Annotated in this window: 11 protein-coding genes and 4 tRNA genes; 10 read left to right on the forward strand and 5 right to left on the reverse strand. The window is 38.0% G+C overall.

Annotated features, from left to right (window positions below):
- Positions 1-86: 86 nt before the first annotated feature.
- Positions 87-995, reverse strand: coding sequence for a uridine diphosphate-N-acetylglucosamine-binding protein YvcK (yvcK, locus tag H4J69_RS08295; RefSeq protein WP_182214237.1), 909 nt, complete (start codon positions 993-995; stop codon positions 87-89).
- 411 nt (positions 996-1,406) lie between these two features.
- Here yvcK and H4J69_RS08300 point away from each other — a divergent pair.
- From H4J69_RS08300 to H4J69_RS08315, 4 genes are all read left to right on the forward strand, one after another.
- Positions 1,407-1,482 (forward strand) — tRNA-Ala (locus tag H4J69_RS08300).
- Between the two features lie 105 nt (positions 1,483-1,587).
- A tRNA-Glu gene (locus H4J69_RS08305) sits at positions 1,588-1,663 on the forward strand.
- 186 nt (positions 1,664-1,849) lie between these two features.
- Positions 1,850-1,925 (forward strand) — tRNA-Glu (locus tag H4J69_RS08310).
- A gap of 185 nt (positions 1,926-2,110) precedes the next feature.
- Positions 2,111-2,186, forward strand: a tRNA-Glu gene (locus tag H4J69_RS08315).
- 423 nt (positions 2,187-2,609) lie between these two features.
- Here H4J69_RS08315 and H4J69_RS08320 read toward each other — a convergent pair.
- On the reverse strand, positions 2,610-4,184 hold the full coding sequence (locus H4J69_RS08320; protein WP_182245169.1) for a cation:proton antiporter family protein: 1,575 nt from the start codon (positions 4,182-4,184) through the stop codon (positions 2,610-2,612).
- 1 nt (position 4,185) lies between these two features.
- The gene (locus H4J69_RS08325; RefSeq protein ID WP_182214241.1) at positions 4,186-4,824 is read right to left on the reverse strand and encodes an arylesterase; all 639 of its coding nucleotides are present in this window, start codon (positions 4,822-4,824) and stop codon (positions 4,186-4,188) included.
- On the opposite strand from H4J69_RS08325, the gene H4J69_RS08330 reads away from it, so the two are divergent.
- The 3 genes from H4J69_RS08330 (at position 4,823) to H4J69_RS08340 (ending at position 9,288) form a co-directional block, all read left to right on the forward strand.
- A complete protein-coding gene (locus H4J69_RS08330) occupies positions 4,823-5,557 on the forward strand; it encodes an ABC transporter ATP-binding protein (RefSeq protein WP_182230382.1) in 735 nt (244 codons plus the stop codon). The genes H4J69_RS08325 and H4J69_RS08330 overlap by 2 nt on opposite strands.
- Positions 5,558-5,559: 2 nt before the next feature.
- Positions 5,560-8,133, forward strand: a complete 2,574-nt coding sequence (locus H4J69_RS08335; RefSeq protein ID WP_182221723.1) for an ABC transporter permease — start codon at positions 5,560-5,562, stop codon at positions 8,131-8,133.
- A gap of 105 nt (positions 8,134-8,238) precedes the next feature.
- Positions 8,239-9,288, forward strand: coding sequence for an AI-2E family transporter (locus H4J69_RS08340; protein ID WP_070377248.1), 1,050 nt, complete (start codon positions 8,239-8,241; stop codon positions 9,286-9,288).
- Positions 9,289-9,316: 28 nt separating this feature from the next.
- Here the strand turns inward: H4J69_RS08340 and H4J69_RS08345 are convergent, their stop codons facing one another.
- Positions 9,317-9,790, reverse strand: a complete 474-nt coding sequence (locus H4J69_RS08345) for a DUF2947 domain-containing protein (RefSeq protein WP_182214246.1) — start codon at positions 9,788-9,790, stop codon at positions 9,317-9,319.
- Positions 9,791-10,179: 389 nt separating this feature from the next.
- On the opposite strand from H4J69_RS08345, the gene H4J69_RS08350 reads away from it, so the two are divergent.
- The 3 genes from H4J69_RS08350 to H4J69_RS08360 all read left to right on the forward strand — a co-directional run bounded on the left by H4J69_RS08350 (position 10,180) and on the right by H4J69_RS08360 (position 12,938).
- The gene (locus H4J69_RS08350) at positions 10,180-11,646 is read left to right on the forward strand and encodes a methyl-accepting chemotaxis protein (RefSeq protein ID WP_182214247.1); all 1,467 of its coding nucleotides are present in this window, start codon (positions 10,180-10,182) and stop codon (positions 11,644-11,646) included.
- Between the two features lie 4 nt (positions 11,647-11,650).
- Positions 11,651-12,157 (forward strand): DUF6436 domain-containing protein, encoded by a 507-nt coding sequence (locus H4J69_RS08355; RefSeq protein WP_182214249.1) that lies wholly within the window; start codon positions 11,651-11,653, stop codon positions 12,155-12,157.
- Positions 12,158-12,290: 133 nt separating this feature from the next.
- Positions 12,291-12,938 carry a DsbA family oxidoreductase gene (locus tag H4J69_RS08360; protein ID WP_182214251.1) on the forward strand — a complete coding sequence of 216 codons (648 nt, stop codon included), beginning with the start codon at positions 12,291-12,293 and terminating at the stop codon, positions 12,936-12,938.
- A 202-nt stretch (positions 12,939-13,140) separates the two neighbouring features.
- Here H4J69_RS08360 and H4J69_RS08365 read toward each other — a convergent pair whose 3' ends face one another.
- The gene (locus H4J69_RS08365) at positions 13,141-13,914 is read right to left on the reverse strand and encodes a sulfite exporter TauE/SafE family protein (protein ID WP_182214253.1); all 774 of its coding nucleotides are present in this window, start codon (positions 13,912-13,914) and stop codon (positions 13,141-13,143) included.
- Positions 13,915-14,109 lie beyond the last annotated feature (195 nt).

A 14,109-nucleotide genomic window follows, 5' to 3' on the forward strand; every position in this document is an offset into this window, starting at 1 on the left:
AATAAAAAACTAAAAACTCAAAACTAAAAACAAAAAAGCCGTAAAATGAACGATCATTTTACGGCTTTTTATCAGCAGTCTAGAAACTAGGCAGAAATACTATTTTGTTTATCAATACCACTTATGCAAAGTTTTAATGCCTGTAACAGTTTCTCTTTATCATGGTTATGACTGTCTGAACCATTAGAAAGATCGCAATGAATAACGGGCAAAATAGTAGATGTAACCGTTTCATTTTGACAAATAACACTATCAATAGGTAAGCAGCCAATATTTTCTTTGATCCAATTAAGTTTCTCATCTAATGATAGTGCTGCGGCAGGACTGTCTTCTGGAGCTAAGTTCTCAATAAACACACAATGAGCTGAGCTTGCCTGAATCGCTTTAGTAATATCTCGCACTAACAAGGGTGGAATAACGCTGGTAAGAAAGCTCCCAGGGCCTAAAATAATCAAATCAGCAGACCTTATTGACTCAATGCACAAAGGCAAGGTTTTAACCAACGGGGCCAATAATAATTTTTCTGGCATTATCGGCATTTTATCAACCGAGAGTTCACCTATTTTACAACGTCCCTTAGGGTAGAAGGCCATTAGATCGGTTGGTGTCTCTGACATCGGATATAAAGGCGTTCTAACCCCTAATAAACGTCTTACAAGCTTTATCGAATCAAGTGGCCGAGATTGCAATTTCCCCAAGGCATATAAAATAAGATTACCTAGATTGTGACCACCGAGTTCATCTTGCCCATCAAATCTAAAGTCAAATAACTGGCTGCCAACAGAGTCCTCATCAACAAGCAATGTTAAGCAATTACGTAAATCACCCCAAGCAATAGAACTACTGCGCCTGCGTAAACGGCCAGTAGAGCCTCCATTATCGGTTGTGGTTACTATACCCGTTAACTGCTTTTTTAAAAAAGAGAGAGTAGATAACACACGACCTAAACCGTGTCCGCCACCAATAGCGACAACATTTAGCTTTTCTAGCTGCATGAAAAATTCTTATTATTATATCTTAGTACAACTTTAACCCCAATTTTGTCATAAAGAAACTATAAACCCTTATTTCATTGAGCTTGCCTAGATGTATTTTTTGAAATTGGGAAAAAATAGCACCTTGTAGATAAATAATCGTTTAACATTAGTGACATCGCTTAATTGCAGATAAATAAAAGCGCTTTCGAAAAGTTGATATTGATAAATCACTGATTAAACAAAAAATAGTCAAGTTGATGTTTAAGTAAACACTTAACTAAAAACTTTGCAAAAAACACCTTTTTATCTAAAATAATAGTTGACAGTTTTAGGACGGGTGCTTAGAATGCGCCTCGCTTTCAACGAGTGATTAATCATTTGTTAGGCAATGAATTTATAGCATATTAGGCCATGTTATTAATTTGTAGCGGGGCTATAGCTCAGCTGGGAGAGCGCTTCGCTGGCAGCGAAGAGGTCTGCGGTTCGATCCCGCATAGCTCCACCAAGTTTTAAGTTATTTAATTAAGTTAATCTTTATTTAAATAATATTGGTTTTAAGTTTTTTTTATCACTTAAAATAGAAAAGTTTACTTTTCACGATAGTATTTGTGTCCCTATCGTCTAGAGGCCTAGGACACCGCCCTTTCACGGCGGTAACAGGGGTTCGAATCCCCTTAGGGATGCCACTTATTTTTTTATCGCCATATTGGCCGTAATTAAATAAGTAAACAGGGTATAACAAACTAGGTCTTGTTATCTCCTTTGATTGAAGAATGTTTTCAATGATAAAAACAAGATGTAAATCTTGTCCGATGCTTTTCTAAGTAATTGAAAATTGTTTATTCAATATTCAGTTACTCAATAGTTTTAGTGTCCCTATCGTCTAGAGGCCTAGGACACCGCCCTTTCACGGCGGTAACAGGGGTTCGAATCCCCTTAGGGATGCCACTTATTTTTTATTTCCTTTATTGGAAGTTAATGAATAGGTAAAAAGGGTATAACAAACTAGGTCTTGTTGTTTCCTTTGATTGAAGAATGTTTCAATCATAAAAGCGAGATGAAAATCTTGTTTGATGCTTTTCTAAGTAGCTAAACCTTGTTTATTCAATGTTTACTTACTCAATAGTTTTAGTGTCCCTATCGTCTAGAGGCCTAGGACACCGCCCTTTCACGGCGGTAACAGGGGTTCGAATCCCCTTAGGGATGCCACTTATTTTTTATGTAACCAGTTACTAAAGAGTCAGTGCTATAAGTGATATAAAAAAACCGACTTATTGTCGGTTTTTTTATGCCTGAAATTTGATGTTTCAATAAGAATATTACCTTAAGTCTATTTTAAGCATTTAAGCAATCCTGTGTTACATTGCTAAGCTTGTAACATACAAAGTGACGTAGGATCACCTTTTTCGAGTTTGTCTGCTAAGATGCTTTAGCTTTTACGTCGTGGTACCACTATTTTATCGAACATCGTCGATCAAACCCAGTGATCTTTAGTCGCTGGGTTCACCATCTGACAGTCTTATGAGTTTACTGAGCAGCCTAAAGGCGATAGTAAAAGCAAAGTAACAGGATGATCTGTTACTTATTAGCAATCAATCTTTAGTGGCCAGAGTACTGGTTGAAGTCATTATATTACTGCTTATTCGGTTTGATCATCGCTAAGCTTTCCTCAGCAAAACCAACGCCAGCCTCAGTATAGAAGTTAAACACTTTATCTACGCCAAAGGTTTCAATTTCTTGGCGCTCATCATCAAACCGAGCAATAGCCGCTATTTGACCTTGATAATTTGCATGTCTTAATTGTAAGGTTATATTTTTAATATCTTGAATTTTTGGCAGGGCGAGCAAGATTAACTCTAGTTTCTCTATTTCTATATTTTCCCAAAAATCAATATTTTCCGCGTCACCACAAAATGCTTGCACGTCATTATCATTCAACCAAGCTATCTTACCTTGGTCGGCATCTAATCCCCATACTTGACCCGTAGCCTGGCTGTCTAAAGCTTTATAAGCGCCCATACCAACGCGACCCATACCAATTACAACAATCGGTGCATCACAAGGTTGTATAAAGTTATCTTCACTGAGTTTACTTTTTCTTTCGTATTTACAAATAAACAATTTATGTCGGGTGAAAATCCGATGAGCAAAGTTATAAGTGATATTAGTAATAATAAACGATAAGGAAACGGCCAAGGACAAAATGACCAACCAATCATTTGTTAACCAGCCATTTTTTGTTGATAGCGAAGCGATGATCAAACCAAACTCACTAAAATTGCTTAATGCTAGTGCCGTTAAATAAGAGGTTCTGCCACGTAATTTAAATTGTGTGAATAAGAAAAAGAATAAGAAAAATTTTACAGGGATAAGTAAAGTTAGTAAGCCTGCCATAGCAAGCATTTCTACTGTGGGTAATGCGGTAAAACCAATAGATAAGAAAAAACCAATTAAAAAGAGATCTTTAAAGCCCATCAATGATTTATTAATTTCACTGGCTTTACTGTGCGAAGCCAAATACATCCCGACGAGCAGGGCGCCTAAATCACCTTTAATGCTCACTAACTCGAAAAGTTCATAGGCACCAAAGGCTAAGAAAAATCCGGTTAGCGGAATAAGCTCACCGTGACCTACTTGGTCAATAAGTTTATTGATTAACGGCTTTATAAAAAAGGCACTCAACAACAGTAAAGCCCATAATGTTGGAGACTTACCGGTCGCCACCACTAAAAATATTACCGCGACAATATCTTGTATCACTAAAATTCCCACGGCTAATTTACCGTGGCGCGTGCGCATTTCGCCGTGATCTTCCATCAGCTTAACGACACAAACCGTACTACTAAAGCTCAAGGCAAAAATAATTAACCCTAAGGTGTAGAAAGACAAGTCAGCAAAGTAGCCAATAGCAGCAAGGGCGAGTAATTTTAGCAGCAAAGCACCGATTAACACCCAAGTGACACTATGAGACAAACTACCTAACCAAACTTCTTTTTTTAATAAGTCTTTAACATTGAGTTTTAAGCCAATAGTAAATAACATTAAGGTGATGCCTAGGTTTGCTAATGTATTGATACTGTCGTCGGCTTGAAAACCGAGAAAATTTAGTAAAAACCCTGCAAAGAGATAACCAATTGATGGTGGTAATGAAAATGACTTTGCTGCCATCCCGCAACCAAAGGCAAATAGAATCCAAATAAAATCCATATTATTCTTCCATGATTTCTGTAAACTGACTAGCAACAAATTCAGCAATAATTGGCTGAGCTTTAACATTTGGGTGAATGCCATCTTTTTGCATTAAACTGGCGTCGGTGACTAAGGGCTCAACAAAAAAAGGTAACAAGTTAATGTTAGTTTCAGCGGCAACATCAATAAATACTTGTTCGAACATTTTATTATAACGAGGCCCATAATTTGGTGTGATTTTGATTTGATAGAGTGACACAGGAATGTTTTTATCTTGAGCGAGCTTTATCATTTGTAACAAATTATTTTTAATTTTCTTTGGTGAGTAGCCTCTAAGACCATCATTGCCACCAAGTTCTATCACTAAATGGTCAACTTTTTCTTTGGCTAATATCCCAGGTAACCTTGATAAACCGCCTGTTGTAGTCTCACCACTAATGCTAGCATTAGTGATCTTATAAGGACTTTTTTGCGTAGTTAATTGTGTATTTAGCAGGTGAACCCAGCCTTGGTTTTCTTTCATTCCATAGCTTGCACTAACACTATCACCTAGTAGTAAAATAGAATGCTTGGCTGAAGGGTTAGCCAATGTCGAAAAAGATATAGAAATTAAAGCTATTAAGCTTAAAAACAAAATATAAATGGGATGTTTATTCATGAAGTCAAATTCCGAAGCCATATTAAAAGTAAGTGCGTTAACTAAGTCTGTGCAGTTAGAAGAGAAAACTCTTGATCTACTTCAACCTGTTGACCTAACGGTCAATACAGGTGAAACATTAGCAATAGTAGGTTCATCAGGCTCAGGAAAAACAACCTTGTTAGCTATTTTAGCGGGCTTAGATTTACCTACATCAGGTGAAGTTTATCTTAAAAACCACCCATTGCACCAGTTTAATGAAGAGCAACGTAGTCAAGTACGAGCAGATCACGTTGGATTTATCTTCCAGCAATTTTTATTAATTAGCAGTTTAACTGCACTTGAAAATGTTATGTTGCCGGCTGAATTAGCAAATTTACCTGATGCAAAACAACAAGGACTGGCGTTACTTGATGCTGTAGGCCTTGGTGAACGTGCTGAACACTATCCGTCACAATTATCGGGTGGTGAACAACAACGGGTCGCTATTGCTCGCGCTTTTATTACCAAGCCCGACGTATTATTCGCCGATGAACCTACCGGCAATTTAGATACCAAAACAGGCGTTCATATCGCCGATTTACTTTTTCAATTAAATGAAAAACATGGCACCACCTTAATATTGGTCACTCACGATCCAAAATTAGCCCAGCGCTGTCAACGTCAAGTTGAAATGGACAGCGGCGTTTTACAAGAGGTTAATCTCAACAACGCCAATCAAGATGAACTTCCTGCTCATATGAAAGTAGGTTAACGATGACTGAATTAAGGGTAAAACCATCAAAGACTTGGGTTAAACAATCATTACGACTGTTACATCATGAGTTTCGCCGCGGTGACTTAACCATTATATTTTTAGCGATTGTTCTCGCAGTCGGCACAGTATTTTCATTAACGGGTTTTTCAGAGCAAATTAAGCAAGCTATCATCACCAACAGCGCTAACACCATAGCAGCCGATCGTGTGCTGGGCTCTAACCGAGTAATACCGACCGAATACCTTGATAAAAGTGATAGTTTATCGCTCAATGTCGCCTCGAAAATATTACTCGATTCTATGGTGTTTTCAGGTGATAACATGCTGTTATCTGAACTTGATGTTGTTTCAGAAAAATATCCTTTGCGCGGCGAGCTTCTTGTTAAAACGTCGCTAGATCAAGAAATACCCAGCTCGGTTGGCGCGCCACAACAAGGAACGGCTTATGTAGAAGAAAGTATTCTTAGCCGTCTAGATGTTAAAATCGGTGGCACAATAGAAGTCGGGGTTCTCCCGCTGACTGTTGCCGGTGTTATTGTAGAAATTCCTGACCGTTCATACCGTATGTTTGTTGCCGGACCCACTATATTTCTTAATATTAAAGATATTGAGAAAACCCAGTTGATAAAGCCCGGCAGTCGCGTTTATTATCAATATATGTTTGCGGGGGAGCGTGACGATATTGAAACATTTGAAACCTGGATAAAGCCACAACTCAATGAAACTCAAAATTGGTACGATGCTAAATCAGCAAAAAACCGTCTATCAAAGGTCTTAGACAGCTCAGAGAAGTTTTTATCGTTAGCCAGTATGTTAGGTATTGTGCTTGCTGCTGTTGCTGTTGCGGTTGCCAGTCGACGGTATGGGCAACGTCATCAACCTATGGTTGCAGTATTTAAAGCGTTAGGCGCTTCAACGTCTCATGTAAAAAAATTGTATATGCTGCACTGGGGCTTACTTAGCTTAATAAGTATCATAGTAGGGCTTGTTGTTGGTTATATGCTGATGCTCGCCGGTGTGAGTGCTATAGAAAGCTACTTGTCATTAGATGAAAGCCAACTAACGTTTAAACCATTTATCACTGCTGTGATAACGGGAGTGCTTTGTGCGGTTGCCTTTGCCATTCATCCTATTACTGAATTAATTTCAACGAAACCACTCGATGTTATTCGCGGTTTTAGCAAAAATGAATTACCAAGGTTTGGTTGGCATCAAGTGATCCCACTACTGGCACTCTTTGCGCTACTGATGTTATTTAGTCGCGATCTCGTTATGAGTTTGTCATTGTTGTTAGGTGGTATATTAGTTTCTGGTGTTTTATTGCTTTTAGGGCGATTAATCATGGGGGCAGGGCGAAGTGCTGGTGCTAAAGCCGGTAAAGCTTGGCATCTGGCTTTAGCAAACTTAAAGCGCCGCGCCAATGAAAATAGTGTGCAATTAGTCAGTTTTACTATCGCTATTCAGTTATTACTACTAATAACGGTAATGAAAAGTTCAATTATTGATGAGTGGCAAGCACAGTTCCCGGAAAACACGCCTAATCATTATTTACTTAATATTGCCAATGAAGAAGTTGCACCACTGCAAGCTTTTACCGAGCAGCTCAATCTCGATAATCAGGGGTTTTATCCTATTTTTCGAGGACGTTTATCAGCGATTAATGGTGAAAAAACAGTCAAAATTGACGAGGATGAGAATAAAGATTCAGCAACGACCGACACAGACAAACCCAAGGTAGAGGATAAAGAAAAGCCAAAAGAGCGAAAAGGTGCTGGCCGTGAATTAAGCTTAACATGGCAAGAGCAATTACCTTTGACCAATGAAGTTATCGAAGGGCAATGGTGGCAAATAGAGGATACTTTACCACAAGTCTCTATGGAAAAAGGTATGGCTGAACGTTTAGATGTTAAACTTGGCGATGAGCTCACTTTTACTATTGGTACTGACGAATTCACTGTGCCGGTTACTAGTATTCGCGACGTTAACTGGAAGAGTCGACAGTTAAATTTTATTATGATTTTCAATGAAGCTGCCGTTATCGATATAGAGTCCACTTCTATTTCGGCGTGGATGATATCAGATCAACAAAAAAATGAAGTTTATCGCTTTTTAAGCCAATATCCTACCATCTCAATTATGGATTTTGGTGCAATTATGAAACAACTGACCAGCATGATAGAGCAAGTTTCAATCGCGATTGAACTTATTTTAGTGTTAGTTATTTTAGCGGGTAGTTTAGTGTTGGTTGCACAAGTGCAAGCAAGTATGGAAGAGCGTGAGCGAGAGTTAGCGATATTGCGTACCTTAGGCGCGAAAGGTTCACTACTGCGAAATAGCGTATTGTTTGAGTTTGTTGCACTTGGCGCTGTTGCGGGGTTAATGGCGAGTATTGCGATGGAAATAGCGGTGTTTTTCTTGCAAACGCAAGTCTTTGAAATGTCGGCGAGCTTTCATTTCAATTACTGGTTAGTGGGTATCGCTGCTGGCGCTGGATTTGTTGGTATCATGGGCATGCTAAGTTGTTGGCGATTATTGAATATGTCAAGTTTGACCTTGATCCGTCGAACAATGTAAACCGCGCTTGCTTGTTAACAATCGAAACTTAAGTTTATTAACACTAGATTTAAGTTTCGGGTATAGTAAGGTTTTTTAAATGATAAAGTTAACACTATGGGATTAATGGAAAAATCAGGCGGTGCAGTAAAAATGCTAGTAGTAACCGCAGCACTGTTTATTGTTTTTGCAGGGATAAAAACGGCTGCTAATATTTTAGTACCTTTTTTACTTTCTGTTTTCATCGCTATTATTTGTAACCCGCTTATTGCCCGCGCTAGCCGTTATAAAATACCAAAAGTAATAGCGGTACTTTTAGTCATAGCCTTGTTCGTTATTGTTGCTTTATCTCTTGCGGGGTTAGTTGGAAAATCACTCACCGAACTATCCCTTAAATTACCTGAATATCGCGAGCAATTAAGAGTACAGTTTATTTGGATAACTGAGCAGTTAGCCGATAAAAATATTATTATATCGTCAGCGTTATTAATGGAATATTTTGACCCCGCTGCAGCCATGGGCTTAGCAGCCGATATGCTTAGCGGATTAGGCAGTGTGATGGCCAATTTATTTCTTATTATCATCACGGTTATATTTATGCTTTTTGAAGCCTCGTCTTTACCTAAAAAGTTACATTTTGCTTTAGCGGATCCCGAAATGCGCTTAAAGCAAATAGACCGTTTTCTTACCTCGGTAAATAACTATTTAGCGATTAAAACCTTAGTGAGTATTGCTACCGGTATTATAGTGTCAATAATGCTCTGGGCGTTTGGTTTAGACTTTTACTTGCTTTGGGGTGTGCTTGCTTTTCTGCTTAATTATATTCCTAATATTGGCTCTATTATCGCAGCGGTTCCGGCGATGTCACTGGCCGTATTACAATTGAGTTTGCCTGAGGCCGGTCTTATCGGTTTAGGCTATATCACTATTAATATGGTGATGGGAAATATTGTTGAACCTCGTTATTTAGGAAAAGGCTTAGGGTTGTCAACCTTAGTGATTTTTCTGTCATTAATCTTTTGGGGATGGTTACTCGGCTCAGTAGGGATGTTACTTTCGGTGCCATTAACCATGATCATTAAAATAGGCTTAGAGAACGCAGAAGAAGGTCGTTGGTTTGCTGTGCTATTGTCAGGTGAAGACGATATTAACGAACTTGAACATGTTAAGCGCTAAGCCTAAATTTAATTGGCTGTATCTGTCTTTACTTTTTTAAACCAAGCTTACATTGACCATTAGATAAAAATTGCACCGCTTCTTTACGCTTTTTGCCGATAAGAAGTGGTCCATCATCCATAAAAAGAAAGTTCTTCCAACAACGCTGGAAAACAGCCCAAGTTGTTTCAATAACATTGTTTTTTGCACTACAAAAATAAACCACGGTATTATTGTCCCACGCTAAATGAGCAACAACTTCTGCAGGCAATTCTGCTTGTTCACTATCCCAAATACTTTCCCATGCCAATGTTTTCTGCCAAGTTGTTTCTTCAAATGGCCAATCACCCTTTTTGAAAAAATCAGGATGGTCGACTTGTCGACTAATAAAGGTATCCCAAACAACTTGTGCTCGTGCTTGAACCATAGGTTTTATTTTTGTTTTATCTTTATCATTGATCGGCAGGCTTTTATGTCTAAAAATCCAAGCATTTTTAAGGTCATCTAAAGGAATATAATTCATGAATTCACTAGTATTGGTTTAATGTTATAAGCAGAAGTAGGCAGATGATACACCATTATGATTGAGTTTTTTATCTTGAACCTGGGTTATTTTTTATATCGCCTGTATAGCCAAGCTAAATAAAACATATTTTTATAAATATTTAACCGCTTAGGTATTATCTAACTAAGCCAATAGCTATTAAATTAACTGACTTAAATACTTATGATATTGATTTGTCAATTTTATTGAACTAAAGTTATGGTATCTTGATTTAAAGCGCGATTTACAGGGATTTCAGAGATTTACAGGGCTAGGTTTTATTTGCGATGGTAGCAATTGAACCCTAATATGTCGAACTTTAACCATAGTGAAATTGATGTTAATTATGTCTGTATAACGGGATAAAAATGAATAAAAATAACACACTATTTACATACCTTTTATGTATTTTATTTGCTGAAAGTTTGCTCTTGGCTTTCATCTATGATTCATACCTATCAGCACTTATTATTGGCCTACCTGCATTACTTGTGCCGATATACTTCTACAAAACAGCCGGAGATGGTGCTATTTCAGGTCATGTTTCAGCGCTCGCAGTCATGATATTTGCAGCCTTGCATATTCATCAAGCACAGGGCTTAATTGAAGTTCATTTCGAAATTTTTATCCTTTTAGCGTTTTTAATTATTTTTCAAGATTGGCGGGTATTCATTACGGCTATTCTTGTTGTTGCCGTACACCATTTTTCTTTTTACTACTTGCAGGTAAATGATACGGGTGTTTATATCTTTGACGAAGATAGATTGCTCTTCTCAACCGTTATAATACATGCTGTTTATGCTATTACTGAGTCTATTATTGCTGGCTACATAGCACATTCCATGAAAGTAGAAAGTGAAGCAGGTAAAGAATTATCGTTAGTGGCGACTTCATTAACGGTTGATGTCAATGCGATTGACTTGAGCATCAAGGCAAGAGCAAATAATAATACAACCTTATTGTCTTTTAATGAATTATTAGACTTATTATCAAAGGTTATTCAAGGGGTAAAAGAGCAAGTTGTCGAATTAAATGCTAACTCACAAAATTTAAATAGAACCAAAGAAGAACTTGAAAGCTCGACAGCACAGCGTCAACAAGAAACTGAAGTGATTGCGACATCGGCAGAAGAAATGGCAGTAACAGTAGCATCTATCGCGCAAGAAACGACTCAGTTAAGTGATCAGATGAAAGAAGCTACTGACTTTACGAAGGCATCCAATGAAGAAATTATTAGCATTAATAATCAAAACAAAAACTTAACATCTGCACTTGAAAAGACCAGCGAACAAGTGAACGATCTCGCTAACTCTACAGAAGCTATTTCGAAGGTATTATCTGAAATAAGTGGTATTGCTGAGCAAACAAATTTATTAGCGTTAAACGCGGCAATAGAAGCAGCGAGAGCAGGAGAGCAAGGTCGAGGGTTTGCTGTTGTTGCCGATGAAGTCCGTGCGTTAGCAACTCGCACTAAAGAAAGTACTGACAAAATAGGTCAAACGCTTTCCCTGTTAAAAAGTTACTCTAAGTTAACAACAGATTCAATGACCCATAGTATTGGGATTGTTCAATCGGTCATTGAAAGTGCTGATAAAGCTCAAAAACAAATAGCTCAAGCGTCAGCACTCGTGGAGCATGCCAGTGCTATATCGATTAATGTCGCCGCAGCGGTTGAGCAACAATCAGTAACCACTGCAGATATAGCAAAAAGTGCCGAAACGTTAAGAGATACAGCTTTAGTCGACAGAGAAAGAGTCCAAGCATTAGCTTCAGAGGCCGATAGTGTTAGTGTTACCTCGAATGCAATGGCACTTAATATTGCTCGTTTTAAATAAACTAATGTCGAAACTTCAGTGGGGAGTACTTACCGTGTGGATAGCTTTTACGCTATCTGCATTTGGTTACCTGATAAAAGATAGGCTTGTCGAGTTTGATGAGAGTAATAAGTTAGCGGGTGTAGGAAATCAGGAGCTATCTGGTTATTTGTTACCTTATGCCAAGCCGGCCAATATGACGGGTCAAAAAACACTACTCCATTTCTCTACACCGAGTTGTAAATGCCAACAGTACAGTGAAAAACATATTAAAGATCTCAATAAACTGGCGGGTGCTAATGATTTTTTAATAAAGAATGTTGTCATTAATGAGCACAATGTTATTCCCTCCACGCCCTCTGTAGCACTAATAGATGAATCAGGAGAGGTTGTCTATTTTGGTCCTTATGGGCAAGGTTTAGCTTGCTCGCAAACGTCAGGCTATGCCCAGACTATGTTAAATAACTACTTAAAAGGTTATGCCGCTAATCTTGTTGTTAAAGAAGCGAAAGGTTGTTATTGCAATGTATAAAACTACTTTATGTTAATCTATCGCTAACCATTTACTGTCATGGTTAGTTTTCTTTACTTAGCTTATTTTTTACTCGGCTTAAACGCTGCAAATAATTTAAGTTATTTTACCAACAAATTTCAAGTGAAAAAATATGAGTAAACACCTTAAATTAGACATTGTCTCCGACGTTTCCTGCCCTTGGTGTATTATTGGTTACCAGTCTTTAAATCAAGCATTAACCAAACTTGCGGATGATATTTCAGTTGATATCACCTGGCAACCGTTTGAGCTCAATCCTGATATGCCAAAAGAAGGTCAGGATATTACCGAACACATTACCGAAAAATACGGCATTAGTGTTGAACAAAGTGAGCAAAATAGACTGATGATCAAGCAACGAGGTTTAGCGCTTGGTTATGAATTTGGTAACCGTGGTGGTGGTCGAATATATAATACATTTGACGCACATCGGCTGCTTCATTGGGCAAAAGAATATAATAAGCAGACTGAACTTAAACTCGCCTTGTTTGATCTGTATTTTAAAGAGAGTGGCGATCCCAGTGATCATCAAAAGCTACTCGATGTAGCGCAAAGTGTTGGTTTAGATAAAGAAAAGGCTCAACAAATATTAGCGTCTGATGAATACGAAGAAGAGGTGCGTACTTTGCAACGCCATTATCAATCAATGGGCATAAGCTCAGTGCCTGCCGTGATAGTCAATGATAAGCATTTGATTAGTGGTGGTCAGCCAGCGGATGTTTTTGAACAAGCATTACGTGAAATAGCTAAAGAAAGTTAAGAAACGGCCTAACAACCCTTTATAAATAAACGTTCAAATGGTATTTAAGTGGATTTAATCGGCCTTACATAAACTGCTATTAGTTTTACAAGGTTCTTATTCGAATGCGCTTTGGTTACATTTTTAACCAATAAACGCTGCCACTTAACTTACCATCTCATTGATATCACCGGCTGTTGCGGGGCGAAAGCTTATCTAAACGTTAGCTCGCATAACTATCATAAAAGAAATACAGAGTGGTTATAATACTCGCGAAAATAACAAAATACCTGACCTTAGCTTGTGGCAATTTGCGTGAAACATTTGCAGCAATATAACCTCCAGCTAATGTGCCACATAGCACAATAGTTCCTTGATACCAGGCAATCACATCATTGTAAATAAACACTGTGATAGCAATTATTGATACTGCTGAGGATATCAATAGCTTTAAGCCATTCATTGTATTGATATTAGTGTGACCAGCTAATGCCAGATAGCTAAGGGTAATTATGCCTAAACCGGCATTAAAAAAACCACCATAAATAGCGATACCTAACAGAACAATGACCAGTAATAAACTACCTATTGATGAGGCATGTTGGTGATTGACTGCCAATTTTTTAAGTCCAGCATTAATCTTGCCGCCAAAAACAAACAATACACTCGCAAATAACAGTAACCAAGGGATAGCCTCACGAAACAACACTTCAGGTGTTTTTAGTAATAACCATGCACCGATAATACCGCCGATCACGCTGATTGTTATAATAAGTGGCAGTTGAGCTTTATTAGCAGCAATCTCTTTTCGAAAAGCATAAGTACCGCTCATATAGCCGGCACATGAGGCAAAAGTGTTGGTCGCATTTGCGATAATGGGAGGAAGGCCAACAAAAATAAGTGCGGGGAAGGTAATAAAGCTCCCGCCACCAGCAACTGAGTTAAGCACACCACCAAAAAAACCGGCAAAGAACAGAAAAATCAATTCAAATGACATTAAAAATAATAAACCTGAGCGATTAAATTAGCTAGACGATAACATATTTAAATTGAGTCCAATAGCAACATATAGTTTACTGATAATCTAAAAGTTAAAGGGGGTTATAAAGGGGCGGGAGCGCTGTAAAGCTATATAAAAAGGGGCTATTACGTTGCACATTGAGATAATATTTACCTACGTGAAAAATTGTTC

The sequence above is a fragment of the Colwellia sp. BRX10-9 genome (assembly GCF_014077405.1).
Classification (GTDB): domain Bacteria; phylum Pseudomonadota; class Gammaproteobacteria; order Enterobacterales; family Alteromonadaceae; genus Colwellia_A.